Origin of the sequence: Vibrio sp. 10N.286.52.F8 (assembly GCF_041468745.1) — a bacterium.
Lineage (GTDB): Bacteria > Pseudomonadota > Gammaproteobacteria > Enterobacterales > Vibrionaceae > Vibrio > Vibrio crassostreae_C.
Window position 1 is genome coordinate 1 of sequence record NZ_JBFRJF010000018.1, and the last position, 14,791, is coordinate 14,791.

The 14,791-nt window shown below is 45.1% G+C and carries 12 protein-coding genes and 2 pseudogenes; 1 reads left to right on the plus strand and 13 read right to left on the minus strand.

Annotated elements, in window-relative coordinates; translation table 11 throughout:
- Window positions 1-710 precede the first annotated feature (710 nt).
- Window positions 711-1,886 carry a threonine/serine exporter family protein gene (locus AB4133_RS10420; RefSeq protein WP_229649951.1) on the plus strand — a complete coding sequence of 392 codons (1,176 nt, stop codon included), beginning with the start codon at window positions 711-713 and terminating at the stop codon, window positions 1,884-1,886.
- Window positions 1,887-2,198: 312 nt separating this feature from the next.
- On the opposite strand, the gene AB4133_RS10425 is transcribed toward AB4133_RS10420, so the two are convergent.
- The 13 genes and pseudogenes from AB4133_RS10425 to AB4133_RS10485 form a co-directional block, all read right to left on the minus strand.
- Window positions 2,199-3,182 carry a GTP-binding protein gene (locus AB4133_RS10425; protein WP_032548688.1) on the minus strand — a complete coding sequence of 328 codons (984 nt, stop codon included), beginning with the start codon at window positions 3,180-3,182 and terminating at the stop codon, window positions 2,199-2,201.
- 92 nt (window positions 3,183-3,274) lie between these two features.
- Window positions 3,275-4,951, minus strand: coding sequence for an amidohydrolase family protein (locus tag AB4133_RS10430; RefSeq protein WP_017062008.1), 1,677 nt, complete (start codon window positions 4,949-4,951; stop codon window positions 3,275-3,277).
- A gap of 109 nt (window positions 4,952-5,060) precedes the next feature.
- On the minus strand, window positions 5,061-5,696 hold the full coding sequence (locus AB4133_RS10435; RefSeq protein ID WP_372123016.1) for a hypothetical protein: 636 nt from the start codon (window positions 5,694-5,696) through the stop codon (window positions 5,061-5,063).
- A pseudogene (locus tag AB4133_RS10440) lies at window positions 5,656-5,778 on the minus strand (carboxylesterase family protein); the annotation flags it as partial. The gene AB4133_RS10435 and the pseudogene AB4133_RS10440, both read right to left, overlap by 41 nt.
- Window positions 5,779-5,822: 44 nt before the next feature.
- Window positions 5,823-6,107, minus strand: coding sequence for a hypothetical protein (locus AB4133_RS10445; protein ID WP_017062010.1), 285 nt, complete (start codon window positions 6,105-6,107; stop codon window positions 5,823-5,825).
- Window positions 6,108-6,484: 377 nt separating this feature from the next.
- A pseudogene (tnpC, locus tag AB4133_RS10450) lies at window positions 6,485-7,444 on the minus strand (IS66 family transposase); the annotation flags it as partial.
- Entirely contained in the window at window positions 7,345-8,085 is a 741-nt protein-coding gene (locus AB4133_RS10455) for a YegS/Rv2252/BmrU family lipid kinase (protein WP_372111589.1), read from the minus strand. The pseudogene tnpC and the gene AB4133_RS10455, both read right to left, overlap by 100 nt.
- A gap of 19 nt (window positions 8,086-8,104) precedes the next feature.
- Window positions 8,105-9,010: a LysR family transcriptional regulator gene (locus AB4133_RS10460; RefSeq protein ID WP_372148004.1), complete on the minus strand. Its 906-nt coding sequence runs from the start codon at window positions 9,008-9,010 to the stop codon at window positions 8,105-8,107.
- A 78-nt stretch (window positions 9,011-9,088) separates the two neighbouring features.
- Entirely contained in the window at window positions 9,089-10,471 is a 1,383-nt protein-coding gene (locus AB4133_RS10465; protein ID WP_372224377.1) for a BatD family protein, read from the minus strand.
- Entirely contained in the window at window positions 10,468-12,192 is a 1,725-nt protein-coding gene (locus tag AB4133_RS10470; protein WP_280590273.1) for a VWA domain-containing protein, read from the minus strand. Before AB4133_RS10470 ends, AB4133_RS10465 begins: the two co-directional genes overlap by 4 nt.
- Complete coding sequence (locus AB4133_RS10475; RefSeq protein WP_372224378.1) at window positions 12,185-13,264, minus strand: VWA domain-containing protein; 1,080 nt, start codon at window positions 13,262-13,264, stop codon at window positions 12,185-12,187. Before AB4133_RS10475 ends, AB4133_RS10470 begins: the two co-directional genes overlap by 8 nt.
- Entirely contained in the window at window positions 13,257-13,817 is a 561-nt protein-coding gene (locus tag AB4133_RS10480) for a DUF4381 domain-containing protein (protein WP_372224380.1), read from the minus strand. Before AB4133_RS10480 ends, AB4133_RS10475 begins: the two co-directional genes overlap by 8 nt.
- Complete coding sequence (locus AB4133_RS10485) at window positions 13,818-14,780, minus strand: DUF58 domain-containing protein (protein ID WP_102449432.1); 963 nt, start codon at window positions 14,778-14,780, stop codon at window positions 13,818-13,820.
- Window positions 14,781-14,791 lie beyond the last annotated feature (11 nt).

Genomic DNA, 14,791 nt, shown 5'->3' on the forward strand with positions numbered 1-14,791 from the left:
GAGATACCGACTACTTCTTGGAAAGCCGCGATGAACCACAAATAAGCGGCTCTTTTTTAGCCCAACTTTCTGCTCTTAAACCTTATCGACTGTATCCGCCCCATGAACCCACGGGACGATATTGTTAATACGTGAGCGCCGCAATCACACTGTTAGCGCTAAGGAACCTTTGAAACCGTCATCAAAGCTCACTCATAATAAGCTATTATTTACAGTAGATTTCGGTTAATTTTCCAAAGGCCATTATGAAAAACAAACTGAGTTTAGCAATTCAAGCATACTGCAACTGGATTGATTCAAACATTATTGAAATTGCTTATGTCGGTTCCATTCTAGTTGTGATTCTAACGCTCATCATCAATCTTATTTAGGCTTCCATTTCCTAAATATTAGTTTCCTTTACTCATTACCGAGCTTTTCTAAAAGCCTCAGAGTTAAATCAATCACCTCATGGATTTGGAGTTTTACGCCTTCAAATAGCTGCGTGAGCGGATCTATTTTTGAGGTTGCAGCTTCAACAATGACTGATTTACCTCAACGATAAACTGATAACCTCTCATTCAATGAATCCTATCTTTTTAACCATTGCCTTGTTCGTTTGTAGGGGCCCGTCCTCTATACACGACTATTGGTTACGCTTGAATGAGGATACTATTGAATTAGAATGCCCCTCAAACATATATCGCCTTGGTTATTGAGAAACAAACAGAATGAAACAAACAAATCATATCGAACAATGCCAGCAAGAAATTTTGAGCTTTTCGGACCGATTACATCAATCTGGTTGTGCGCCTTACTCGGTAGCTCAATACACTCAAGCTTATGCAAAACGCCAGAACATTGATGTCTCTATTGATGTGACCCCGACAAAAGTCATCACTATTTTTGAGCAACCCACGCAAAAAGTCGTGATGGAAAACAAAAAACCACCCTCGGTTAACTTACGTGATTTAGTCGCAACGCTTAAAGGGTTTTCGACTCATTCCCATTACGAAGGTTCAGAAACCTACTCGAATCGTACCTTGTGCTTTGCCAATTTATTGCTTCCGCCATGTTATTTAATGTTAGTTGGCAGTACTTATCTGGCGGTCGGTTTATCCATTATTCTGGGCGCTATAGCCTGGCTAGCACAAATTTTCCTGACTGGGCCAAGAAGCATTCTTGTCGAGTTCTTTGTCGCCTTAGTAGCCAGTTTCTTAACCGGTATGATAGCGGCACAGGTTCCCGGCTTACCAACATTGGCACTGTGCATTTCTTCCATTGTCCTTTTTATTCCTGGGTTAACCGTCACCAACGGCTTAGCCAGTCTTGCTCTCAATGACTTTCGGTCAGGTATCGAACTGCTTGCACAAAGCGCACTCATAGTAATGAAAATATTCATCGGCATTGTTATGGGGTTAGGCTTAGCCAACATAATCAATCAACCATTATCGGTACCGGTATTTATTGATGAAATCCCATTCGTTCTTCATGTCACCGCACTGATCGGGATTTCTGTCGCTATTGGCCTTATTTTCAACGCAAGTATGACAGAAATTCTCTTAGGCCTTCCTGTCGCGGCAATTGGCATGTGGGGGCCACATTGGTTTACTTCCGATTGGGTTGTAGGTACATGGGTAAGCACAATACTCATTACGCTTTACGGGTTGGGGATGGGAAAATTGCGTCACGTTCCACCACTCATATACATTATTCAAGGGATCATCATTCTTGTCCCCGGTAGTCGAATCATTGTCGGAGCAAGTGAGTCCTTCTTTGCGACCTCCATTTTACCCATTCCGAATATTGGTCTGTCCGCCTTGCTGATGTTTGGCGCGATTATGGCGGGACAAGTCATGGTTTATTCTATATTTAGTCGTCATTTTGATTCCATCATTGAGGAATAACCATCGATCTAACAATCGCTGATCAACACGCCCTAATAACCCACGATTGAGTCTTTATCTGCTTTTTGACGTTAACCGATTCTGAGAAGGTACTGATGAACAGAGTCTCGAAAATCGATAAGACTATTTTGTTTCAGATGGCGAGGGGAATGAGCAATATGGATTTGGAAAAACCGAATAGAATCGAAAGTAGCCAATAATTCAATAAGATAAGGATGCTTAGGATGAGTCAATGCAAAGTAGGCAGAGGTAAGCTAGGTATAGGCAAGCGCTAGGTTGATAGGCTTGCCATCTACTCCATTTCCGTTCTAACTACGCCACCAGTGCGTTCAGTTTTTTACGCATACTCTCTTTATCAAGGCCACCTTTAGGTCCAATGAAGACTAACCGTGACGAACGAGATTCATCATCTTCCCATGCATCTCCAACCGTCACATTGGCTCGCTGGCCCGTGCACTGAAATACACAGCGATGATCAGGACGATCGGTTAAATTTAAAATACCTTTCATGCGATAAGCATCAATTGAAAACTGTTGCAGTAGAGGATACAAACTTTGTAGATTAAGCGGTTGATCAGTTTCAAAGCTGAATGTTTCGAAATCATGGTTCACGTGATGACAGTGCTCATCATGACAATCATGGTGCTGGCATTCCCTTTGATCAGCCGCTATTTTGTTAGTAACAAAGCGCGTACTTTCAGGGGCATCAAATAAGATAGGTAAATCCACTTCGCCGAATGAAATATCAATCAATTTAGCAAACGGAGCTTGTACTCGGCACCATGCTTTGACTTGCTCTAGTTTATCAGCATCGACTAGGTCAACTTTATTAACCAGAACAATGTCAGCCACTTGAATTTGCTGCTTCGACAACGTCTCCATTGGGCCTTCTAGCCCTAAAATGTTTTCCGCATCGATCGTCGTCACGATTGCATTTAAAGGTGCGTGTGCTTGCAGTTCCGGATCTTCAAATTGAAGTGCCACTTCTTTGGGTTCTGCGATACCTGAAGTTTCAACAATAATATGGTCTGGGCGTTCCTCTAATGCGAGTAAACGCATTACCGAAACGACTAGTCCTTCTGCAAGGTTACAACAGATACAGCCATTCTCTAGGCTGATCATATTTTCACTTTCAGATTTAACTAACTCCGCATCAACATTGATTGATCCAAAATCATTGACGATCACAGCCATGCGCATTCCATTTGCATTGGTTAATATATGGTTTAGTAGGGTCGTTTTCCCTGCTCCTAAAAATCCGGCTAAAATTGTTACTGGAATAGGCTTCTTGCTCATAGCATGCTCTCTTTCGATTTTCGTTGTCTATATTTACTCGGTAAGCAATAAAAAAGGTTGAGCTAATGCCCAACCTTTTAAGTCAGGATAACTTAGCCAGTAACTTTGTTGCGAACCGCTTCACCTGGGTTTGAATCTAACAACATTTCACCAGCTTCAATGATAGGTGTCCCGTTTACAAGTACGTATTTCATGCCTGTAGAAAGGGCATTTGGTTTATCAAATGTTGCAACGGCTTTTACTTCATCAAGTTTGAAAATAGCTAAATCAGCATCTTTACCTACTTGAATACGACCTTTATTTGCCATTTGTGGCACAGCATCCTCAAGAATACGACATGCGTTTAAGCTAGTTCTTTCCATCGCTTCTACTAATGTTACCGCTTTGTATTCCTCGACATATTTTTCAATAAAACGAGAGAAACAAGCAAGTGAGCGAGGGTGAGCTATTGCGTTGCTTGGAAGTGGCCATACATCACCTTCAATTAATACGCCTTTATCATCCATCCAAGGCATTGCATCTGAAGCGATAGCTGCACCTGGGAACAATACTGAACGGTCCATTTTAGCGCGATCTTCTTTGTTCTCATCGGGTTTTAAGAAGTGCATGACAACCACGGTACCGGGCGCTGATGCTTGTAGTTCAGTGACTTTTTCTTGGTTTAGTGCTTTACCATTCGCTTCCATGTAGCTAGCGCTTGGTACACCCCAACGTTGTAACCAATCGTCACCACGGAAAACTTCTGCGCCAATAACGGAAGAGCCAGCACCATAAGGATAAGCTTCAGTAGTAACGGCTAAACCTTGATCAATGGCGGATTGAACTAAATCGGCACAATCTTCGATATCTTGTACTGACGTGCTGTTGAGGTGACAAATGTGCATGTGTGCACCCGTTGTCGCCGACAGGCTAATGAGTTCTTGGTATGCTTCAAAGCTTGATTGTGGCTCTGCGCTGTTTAGGTAACGAACGTGAGTGTAGGTTGGTACTTCATAGCGTTTTGCTAGTTTAGCAAGATCATAGTACTCTTTGTGGCCATAACCTGGTGCGTAACCCGCGTTAATACCAATGCCTAAGCCCCCCTCTTTAAGACCTTGCTCAACCGAGCCCAGAATTTGTTTTAATTCATCTGGGGTTGCTAGGGTATTTTGCCAATTGTTTTTAGAAAAAGCTTTCTGGAACCAAACAATCGTACCATCAGGAGCAGGCATCGTAGGTTCTTTTGCTTGAATACGAGCGTAAGTCCATGCTACAGAAGCGCCGTAATTAATCGGGCGACCTTCAGCAGCAGTAATATCGTAGTACGTTCCGATTGGGAATAGACCAGATTCCATCTCAAGAGCGGTGGTTACGCCATCGAATGCTTGAGCACGGGCAGCAGGAAGTTGTTGTCCGTGAGCGTGCATATCGATAAAGCCAGGTGCAACCACGAGACCTTCAGCATCGATGATTGTTTTGCCTTGCAGCTTTTTGTCTGAGATTGCAGCAATACGCTTACCTTTAATACCGACGTGACGAATTGCGTCGAGTCCAGTTTCAGGATCAACAACACGGCCATTTTCGATAACGATATCAAATGGCCCTTTCTCGTTAGGCATCAGTTTGATGTTTTGACCAACCAGTTTTTCAGGGGCTGCATGTAAAACAGAGGCAAAAGGCAGTGCCGCAGCCCCAACCGCTAACTTAGTCAAAGTCGAACGTTTATCTGTATCGACACCATCAAGTAATACTTGCGTAGCGTCCAATTCATTTGGGTCGTAATTTTTCATATTGATACCTGTTATGTTTGTTGTAAAAGAATATTAGTTCATGATTGCTATGAAAACTATGCTGCATGTAGAAAAATCAATCGATTGACTAACACCCACCTTTCCATCATTAGAATCCACTGCCAACCGTTATATAAAACGCGCTGTCAACGTCACTAAAAGCGAGGTCTACCCCCATGTGTAACCCATATCGGCAAGCTATCTGATAGCGAAATCCAGCACCATACGCATCGACACTTTCATCGTCTGACAGACTGCCCTCTACTGTCGCTTTACCCAGGCCATAAAACGCAGAAACGGTCCAACGATTATCAATCGTATTATCGTATTCCGCGACAACACCCAGCCCAGAGGTCACCGAGCTTTCGCCCATAAAATATTGAATAACGCCATTGATAGCGTTATTCACATCTTCATTACTGGTCTCAAACTCTACCGAGCTCTGGCCAATAATATGTTTCACACCCAGCATCAATGGTGTGTTTGCCACTCGAAACTGGAGCTGCTGAAGCGCAGCGACTCCCGAGTTTTTTGTGCCGAATTGAATCGTTTTGTTGTACGACGCACCTATACTGAACTCTTTGAAAATATCGAGGTTCGCCTTTCCAGCGCCAACGCCACCCGTATATCGAATGGTATCTTTTAGCCACGACGGTATCACCGTTAATGTCGGTATCAGAACCTGCGCCATATTCAAAGTCCCCACCATGAATAAAGACATACACGGGTAATGACTCTGAACCATTGATCTCCGAAGGACGCCAAATATTAAGATTCAAGCAATCTTCAGATTGCTCTTGCTGGGTTATTTTAAGCTGTGGGCACACGGCGCCAAATTGTGTCGCATCTATAGCGCTATCAGCATTGTGTTCTAATTGACGGAGTGACTGTGCTGAAAACGTTGTTGATCGGCGTAAGTGATTCCTTTAAACGCTTCAATGGATACGCGTTGCTCGTCACCTGCTAAGGTATTGATCACAACAGACTCTCTATTTGCGAAAAGAGTCGCGTCCCCGATGGATACTGAAACCTGCTCTGTTGGTAATGTCTGAAGCGGTTCTGGCTTAATAGGACGTGAGCTGGTTTCATCACTACCCCACGCAGAAAGAGCAACAGTGATAGCGATAACCATGAGTGAGCGATGCGTTAAATTCATGGTTGTACCCATAAATGTGTTCGGCCATCTGACCTGATATTGGTATCATCAAACCTGAGAATCCCTATGCTCAGCCATGCTCATTTCTGGAGTATTTGAAGTATTTTTTCTTTATGGTGCGATATTAATTCACTCTTTAAATTTGAATAAATCGCTTATGCAGGACGTGATCCTACATATATTCACTACCGTGAGTGGATGTCGCTTTTTATTTATCACAAAGACTTCTTGTTGTACCTTCTTTGGCTGACTATCTAGGGTTGATAAAATTTCAACGGGTTCTTGAAACAGCTCTATAGGGGGTTGCTGTGACTCTCCTTCTGAAGCTTCAAACTCATCAAAGAACCCAAATATGTTATTAGAGTCCGATGGCATAGTTAGCACCAAACGTAAGTTTCGAGGCCAAAGCCAATATTGTTGAGGTCTGTTTTGACTTGACCCGAAGAGGTCCAAGGTAGAAGTGCGTCGATATCAGGCTCTGCTTTCGCGAGCTCTTTCATGCACTTGACCATGTAGTCTTAGAGGATAAGACCGTTGGCTTTTGCAGTCTCGACGATACTGTAAAGCATCGCGCTCGCCTCAGCACCGTTTGGTGTGTTGGAGAATAGCCAATTTTTCCTGCCAATAACCAGCGGTTTAATTGCGCGTTCAGCGCGATTATTATCGATAGATAAGTGACCATCGTCGATATAACGAATGAGTTTAGGCCATTGCCCGAGCTAGTACTTTATTGCTTTGCCTAGTGGGCTAGAGCCTATCACCTTCTGGGTTGTCATCCATTGGTAAAGCTCATCCAGTATCGGCTTGGCATACGCTTAACGCTCTGCTTTGCGTTCTTCGGCAGGCGCACCTTTTAAGCGTGATTCTATCCCGTAGAGCTTTTGGGGTTTAGCCAGCACTTTATCAGCCTTGCCCGATTTACCTTCCCCTTGAAGCTTCTTCGCGTCCATGAACTTGCGTTAAGCACCCCACATTAGTGACGTGATGCAGACCATGATAAGCCGTGTAGCCATCGGTTTGTAGATAACCGTTGTAGTCACCTAAAAAGTCCACGGGGCACACCCTCGCGCGACTGTTTTGATAGTCGTACAAGGCGATTTTTTCACATTCGGCAGTGCCGCTTCGGGCGAGTCAGCGCCTGAGCAGTAAAGCCACATATAACACTGCTTCTCTTCTTTGAGCACATTGAGCGGCGTTTCATCCGCCTGAACCACCACTTGTTGAAGTAGGTTCTCCTTCAAGGCCACATACAGCGGGGCGAACTTCTCACTGACTTGGATAACCCACCTTGCCATGGTGGCGCGTGATAGCTCGATACCCGACTGGGTAAACAGCGATCATCAATCAATGCATTGGGTGCTAACTCTTGTCCTCCACCCGCTAAGCGACCATTACAAAAAGCACCAACAAGGATCTCGCCGGTAAAGCTGCCTTTGTCTATGGGCAACGTGCCACTGTAGGGCTTAAAGCCAAGTGCTTTCACCACACCTGTTAGTGTATACGCACCGCCACCGAGAAAATCTTTAAGCTCGACTGGCGTTTCAGCTGTGACTTCAGCACCAAAACCCGCCGCAGCGACATTCATAAAATAGCGGTCATTCGCACGCACGCTATCCACCGCAAACGCCTTGCCTTCCAGCGCTAGTTCAAAAGCACCCGAAATATCGTTAGGTATTCCCGTTGCGGTAGCAAAATCATTCGCAGTGCCCATTGGGACAAGCGCCAGTTGTGGTCTTTCACTGGCACGGAACAGGTTGAGCGCGTTAACGGCTTCATTCACCGTTCCATCGCCACCGACAACAATCAGACGCTTAACACCATCGCATATTGCCTCGCTTACCAAACGAAACATGTCCGACGATTCCCAAGTCACTCTAACTTGCAGGTCAATATCATTGTCCCTCGCCGCAAAGGTGGCTTGCCTTAATTCCGGGATATTGGCTTTCTTTCCGTTTAAAATCACGCGAATGCTGTCCATGGCTATGTCCTTGTATAGGCTAACTTGATAACTCTTTTGCTGCCGCTTTGATCTTAGCTCGTAACCACTTATGGCTTGGTTCATTAGTACGGCTTGGATGCCAAATCATACCAATATCGAGGTCTTCCAACTCGAAGGGTAATGGTAGTGTTTTTACCGCGTACTTTTCAGCAAAACAACGCACTGATGAAACAGGCATTACTCCGATGTACTCAGAGCCTTCGATAACAGGAAGCATCTCTACAATGCCCGCTGCGCGATACACGATTCTACGTTTCTCAAGGTCACTATAGTGCTCAGAGCTTAATAAGCTTTTGCGCGCATGCCACCTAGAGACCACCACATGCTCGAGTGCTAAGAACTGTTCCATATCGATGGTATCGCCAACCGTAGGATGATCACTACTACACACCACGACCAGCTCTTCTGTAGAAATCACCTCGTGCTTAAGCATGGTTCTTCCTTTAGGCGTCATATCAACAATCACGTCGTGTCTTTGCAGCCTTAAATCAGACTCATAGTCTTCGGTAAACAGAGGATGAACCTCTAACGCGATACCTGGTGCGACTTGGCTGATTAACCGCATGACTTTTGGCATCATTTCGTAGCTCGCCGCCGAGACGCAGGCAATGGAAAACACGCGGCCTGAGGTTTTAGGATCGAAGTCTCTTGATGCGGATAAGGTAGAAGTAAAGTTTTTAAGTGCAGCGGCCATTGCAGGATAGATATCAATAGCGAATGTGGTTGGCTCTACGCCTGATGTGGTGCGATGAAACAGTGGCTCATCATAGATATCTCTCAACCTTGCAAGTGCTTTACTCACTGCTGGTTGGCTTATATCCATGCGATTAGCAGCTCTAGATAAGTTCTGCTCTTCATAAATAGCGACAAATATAGGAATTAGATTTAGTTCGGTACTTTTCATACAGTTCCATATTAAAGAAACAGGTTCTCCATAGTAGAGAACCTGTCGATTATGTTCGATGCGAATGACTAAAGTTTGCTACTTAGTTCTATCTTTTAAGTCTGGCAAGGCTTTAGGGATTTTCAAGCGAGCAGCAATTGAACGAGAATTGCTTGAGTTTGATGTGTCACTGGGCAAGTTACGTAACCCTTTCCATAAACGAGTGAATACGTTTTTATCTTCACATCCTTGTTGAAGGGCTTCGCTATCTTCTAGCCAACGCTTTTGTCCATTTGATTTACCATGTTGCGCTTTATCTAGTTGCACTTTATTCAGTTCTAACTGAGAGGTTTGGTTTCGCAATTGACGGTAGATAAAGGTTCTTAATGCAGCCCAATTACCTTGCTTAACTAAACGACGTAGTACCAGCCAACTCGGTGTTGGGCGGTTTGCGTAGTAACGCTTAACGGAAATAATCAACGCAATGCAGACTAATAACGCCAAACCAACAGTAATAAACACCGACATGTAGGCTTTGATGAAAGATTGGACTGTGTGTTTGGCTTCAAACACTTCGCCTTTTATCACCACGTTTTCAAGGCGTTGATTTTTGCTGTCCCACCACTGAAATGAAAACTCTGGCAGCGTAAACTCACCACCCTGCTGAATCACATATACAGTCTGTTCAACTCGGCTTGAGCGATAATCACCACGTTCTTGAGTGTCATCCAAACGGTTGGGCTGTGGGTAAGCTTGGAACTGCTTAGTGGACTTATTGGTTAGCACATCTGGCAGCAACACAGAAAAGCTGTCTTTTGCCTTAATCGTGATAGTTCGAGTAATAGCATCGCCAACTTTTAGCTCTTCACTTGAGCGTTGCCATTGCTGCTCTATATCTACTTTTGTCGCAGAAAACCAAGGCGTTTCATTATCGAGTAAACCTGAAGGCAACGAAGCTTCAAACTTAATCGGCTGCGTGTAAAGCGTACCGCCCACGTTTGAACCATCAGGAGCAGAAACTTGGATACGAACCGGTACGGTTGGAATAACAAACTCACCGGAAGTCATCGGATAAAGCGTCAATTCCCAACGCTGACGTGACCATGTAGTACCACCGACTCTTTCTGTGTAATTAGTCGCGAGTTGGTTACGTTGCTTAGCGATCACGTTAGGGATTTCGATACTGCCGATTCGAGTCCCTCCCGTTAACCAACGCGGCGTCGCCACCTCAATGTTCAGAATTACCTGCTCATTAACGCTCACTTTAGTCGGCGTTATCTTATCGCCTGACTTTGGCTTTTCCCCTACCCAAGCGATCAGTTCAACGTCACCACTTTTTTGCAGATCGAAGATATCGGCAGCAGAAGCAACAAAAGGAGAAAACCAACTCAATATAAGAGTCATCGACAGTAACCACTTATGAGTTCTGAATCGCACTCTCTTTGATTGAATGGCTTCAAGAGCTAAATCATATCGACTCATTGGGTTTGCTCCTGTTTTGATGCCTGTTCCTGTTTTGACGCTTGTTCGATGGAAGGTGCAGGGTCTCGTAGCTGAATTTGGAATTTAGATTTTAAGAAGAACTTAGGGTCCGCTTCTACTCGTTTTAACCACTTATCGGCAAGCTCTTGGCTACCCAAAATTTCATTGGCATTAAGCGTTTCCTTGAGCATCAATTCCGCTACCGTTTCTTCTACAGCGCCATCACCCGTTCTTGGCTGATCGTCTTCGAGTTCTAACGACTCTTCAGGGCCATCTGTAGTTCCGGACTGACTTTCACTGGTTCGGTTTACCTCTTCGACAATTCCACTAAGTACAGCAAGATTGTTCTCCACATCCGTTCTTAGTTCTGGTGACAGATCCTCTTTCTCGCTTAATGATTTCAAAAGGTCTCGCGCAGCAAGGTATTCACGCTGCCTGGCTAACGCACTGGCTGCATTGTACAAACCAAGGTCAGTTTTGGTTTGCAGGAACGCACTGTGAGCGAGCTTAAAATCACGAGCATAGTAATAAGCCGCGCCCTTTCGCATAGGATCAGTAAAATGTTTGGCAGCTTGAAGGTACTCTTTCTGGTTCAACAAACGTTGACCTTGTTGGTCGGGCGTTAGCCATAAGTCCCACCACCATTGAGTGGTCTTATCCCAAGCTGTAAGCGACTCCACCACAACGGGTTTCTCAGCGGTTAAGTTGACCGTTTTCGCCAAAGTGTCTGGTGAATACATGCTGCTTGTGATCATCAAACCAACGACACACCACTGCACCAACCAGCCTTTTCTGAACCACAACAACATGATAATCGCCATTGGGATAAGCAAGCCATAGCCCATGTCTTTCCAAGGCATTGAAGATTCGCCGTTGAGCTGCATGTTTCTTTCAACCGCTCTGTTCAGTTGTTGGATATCCGAATCATCAACGGTCACCTCAACCACTCGTCCGCCCGTCTTGCTCGCTAAGCTACGTAATGAATCGAGATCGACTGGATTATCACTCACCACATTGCTATTTCCTGCGGCGAGAATGAGCAACTGATATGGATTGTCGTTAAAGAAACTCTCGTACGCCCTAATGGTGCTTGGGTTTACACCATCTGATACCAACAGTACAGAAGAGCCTAACTCACCAGACAGTTGCTGATTAATCAATGGCAGTGCTTCTTCTGCTGACTTACCTGATACCGGCATGATATCGGGTGTGATAGCCGCTAGAAACGGTTCGAATACCTTGCTGTCTTGAGTAACGGGCATCGCGACGTGTGCGCTGCCTGCGTAAACCACTAAGCCCGTATTACCGCCTTTCCGAGCTGCCAATAAGTCTCTAATTTTCTGCTTAGATCGTTCCAAGCGACTCGGTGGTAAGTCTTTAGCGAGCATAGATTCACTGTTATCAAGCACAACCAACATCGACGCTTTGTCTTCACCAAAAGGCGAAGCCTCACGCTGCCATGTTGGGCCAGAACAGATAATGATGGCGATAGTTACAATCACCACCAATAGCTTCAATGGCAGCTGCTTACGCCAGCCTGTTTCGCCAATCGTCAATGCATCACGTAAGTGTGCAGGTAGAATGTCTTTCCACGTTGGTTTGGTCTCTTCTCTCCAACGAACCCATAACAGGAAGAACATCGGAATAAAGGCCAACAACCACAAAGGTCGGATAAAATGAAACTGGGTGAAGAACTGTTGTAGAGTGAGAGAATCAGGCATCATCCTCTCCTTTCAAATTTTTCTTTGAAGAAACCAAAAGCGATCTTCTACGGATTGTCGCCAAGCTAAACGCAGTCAAATACATCACAACAACAATGGCCATCAAGTAATGATGTAACCCCTGTTTAGGACGATAAGTCGTACTCTCGTACAGCTGAGGCTCTAGTTCACCGATTTGAGCGTAGGCTTTGGTCAGTTCATCGCGATTGAGCGCTTCAAAGGCTTCACCTCCGGATTCTTGCGCTACACGTTTGATGGTTTCCATATCCAACGCCACTTCTCCCACGGTTTGGGGATCACCCATGGCGATAACGTGAATACGAACGCCTTTCGCCTTGGCGACTTTGGCGGCATCGATAGGTTCGACAAAGCTTCCGGTGTCATTGCCATCAGTTAGCACAATCACAACTTTCTCTTTCACATTCGCATCAATACTTGAATCTTGAACCGCGGCACTCTGCTTTTCGCTTTGTTCAAACACCTTAATCGCAAGACCAATCGCATCGCCTAAGTGTGTGCTTTGCCCTGCCATCGCGACATCGGTTTGATTAAGCAGTTCAAGCCATACATCTTGGTCGGCGGTAAATGGCGTTTGTACAAACGCCGCATCACCAAACAGGATCAAACCGAGTCGATCCCCTTTTCTGGTTTTCGCAAAATCGGCTAACACTTCTTTGGTCGCATCTAAGCGAGAGATTTTATCCCCTTGTTTAGAGGTAAAATCTTGTTCAGCCATTGAGCCAGACAAATCGACAACCACCATCACGTCACGACCTAATTGTTCACGAACTTGCGGCTCACCAAGAATGGTTGGTTTAGCGAGCGCACACACCACTAATGCCCAAGTAATAATGAGCGAGGTTCGTTGCCACCAGCTTGGTGTTAATTGGCTTGCTCCTTCTGACGGCGCTTCCCCAATCGCCTCAACCAACTCACTGAAAAAAGGCACCTTGATGGCCATTTGTTTAGTGCGATAAGCAGGTACGGCAAAATAAACAAGTAAAGGCAAAGGTAGAGCGATAAACCACAGTGGGTGCGCAAATTCAAAGCTGGCAGATAAACTATCAAACATTATCTTGCCCCTCTGGTTTTGCTTGTACATCCGGTTTCGCTTGTAGATATGGTTTATGAAGTTTTAGCCACATCATCGCGGTTTCAATCACCTCTAAACGCTGTTCAAAGGTTAAACGTACCTTAGGGTCAATTAGACTCTGCATCCATAATTCTGAGATTTCATCGGCAAAGAACGCATTGCTGTTTTCACTTGTGTTAGCGCTAACAGGCAGATAAGCGTTTAGACGGTTTACATAGGCTTGTCCAAACAGCTTTGCATTACTGCTGTCTAGGTAACGAAGTACCACTTTCAGTACTTTGAAGGTTCGTTCTGTTGAATTTTTGTCTCGTGCATCCAATATCATGAGCTCTTGAAGCGCTTCTTTGCGATAACGGTTATTCCACCATTTCTGCGCCAAACGATAAGCTAGATAGGTAGCGACCAATAACAGAATAACGCCAAGGATCTTCCAGCCGATCGTTTGAGGAGCCCAGCTCACACTGTCAGGAATCGCTACATCGTGCAGTTCGCGGAGGATATAGGTACTTGGAGGAGTATGTTCAACAGCCATTTAGCGCCCTCCCACTAGCTTCTGCAGCTGTGATATGTGATTGCCCGACGTGTCTAATTCTATATAAGGGAGGTTTTTCATCGCCATCAATTTAGCAAGGGACTGTTTCTGCAGTGCCGCTTTCTGAGCAAGACTTTCACTCGCGAGGTTTACCTTAGATTGGCTATCCAGATTAAGTTGAAAGCGACCATCACCCACCACCCAGTTTGCGCTTGCAAGATCTTGAGGCAATGACTGTTCTAATGGGTCGGTGACCATAATGGCCAAGATATCGTTGTGTTGCTGTAACTGCTTTAGTCGATCGAGATGTTGTTCTCGGCAGTCTCGCCAGTCACTAATGAATATCAAGGTTGATTGCTTGAGTCTCATTCGCTTGATCAGTTCAATCCACTGGCTAAAACCAACACCCTCGCTGTCACTCACACTCACGTCTAAGCTTTGATTAGCCTTGGTAAGATGCTTTAACTGAGCCAATAAATCAGACTGTGAACGCTGCGCTTTGGTATGAAAGAGCTTTTGGTGCGACGCCAAAACGAAGCCGACACGATCACCATCTTTAAGCACTCGCCATCCACACAGTGCAGCGACTTCGGCAGCCACAACGGATTTCATGGTGTTTTGAGAAGCAAAAAACATCGAACTGCGCTGATCAACACAGATCATCACATTACGGTCTTTCTCTTCGGTATAACTACGAACATGAGGTTTACCTGTTCGCATCGTAACTTTCCAATCGAGGTTACGAATATCATCACCCAATTGGTAATGACGTAATTCTTCGAAGTTCAAACCACGGCCACGGAACAGAGAGTTATGTCGCCCCGACAGCACACTACCCGCTTTTAGATGAGGCAGGAGAGAAAACGACTCAGCTTGAGCCTGAATTCGCACTAACCTTGAGTAATCACAATACAATCGTGGATCAAGGCCTTGCGATCTGGGAGCTTGTGTTGGCTTCGCCATGACGCCCCCTA

Coding starts and splice junctions, on each gene's coding strand:
- AB4133_RS10420 (WP_229649951.1), top strand. CDS start 711: ATGAAACAAACAAATCATATCGAACAATGCCAGCAAGAAATTTTGAGC.
- AB4133_RS10425 (WP_032548688.1), bottom strand. CDS start 3,182: ATGAGCAAGAAGCCTATTCCAGTAACAATTTTAGCCGGATTTTTAGGA.
- AB4133_RS10430 (WP_017062008.1), bottom strand. CDS start 4,951: ATGAAAAATTACGACCCAAATGAATTGGACGCTACGCAAGTATTACTT.
- AB4133_RS10435 (WP_372123016.1), bottom strand. CDS start 5,696: ATGGTTCAGAGTCATTACCCGTGTATGTCTTTATTCATGGTGGGGACT.
- AB4133_RS10445 (WP_017062010.1), bottom strand. CDS start 6,107: ATGAATTTAACGCATCGCTCACTCATGGTTATCGCTATCACTGTTGCT.
- AB4133_RS10455 (WP_372111589.1), bottom strand. CDS start 8,085: ATGGACAGCATTCGCGTGATTTTAAACGGAAAGAAAGCCAATATCCCG.
- AB4133_RS10460 (WP_372148004.1), bottom strand. CDS start 9,010: ATGAAAAGTACCGAACTAAATCTAATTCCTATATTTGTCGCTATTTAT.
- AB4133_RS10465 (WP_372224377.1), bottom strand. CDS start 10,471: ATGAGTCGATATGATTTAGCTCTTGAAGCCATTCAATCAAAGAGAGTG.
- AB4133_RS10470 (WP_280590273.1), bottom strand. CDS start 12,192: ATGCCTGATTCTCTCACTCTACAACAGTTCTTCACCCAGTTTCATTTT.
- AB4133_RS10475 (WP_372224378.1), bottom strand. CDS start 13,264: ATGTTTGATAGTTTATCTGCCAGCTTTGAATTTGCGCACCCACTGTGG.
- AB4133_RS10480 (WP_372224380.1), bottom strand. CDS start 13,817: ATGGCTGTTGAACATACTCCTCCAAGTACCTATATCCTCCGCGAACTG.
- AB4133_RS10485 (WP_102449432.1), bottom strand. CDS start 14,780: ATGGCGAAGCCAACACAAGCTCCCAGATCGCAAGGCCTTGATCCACGA.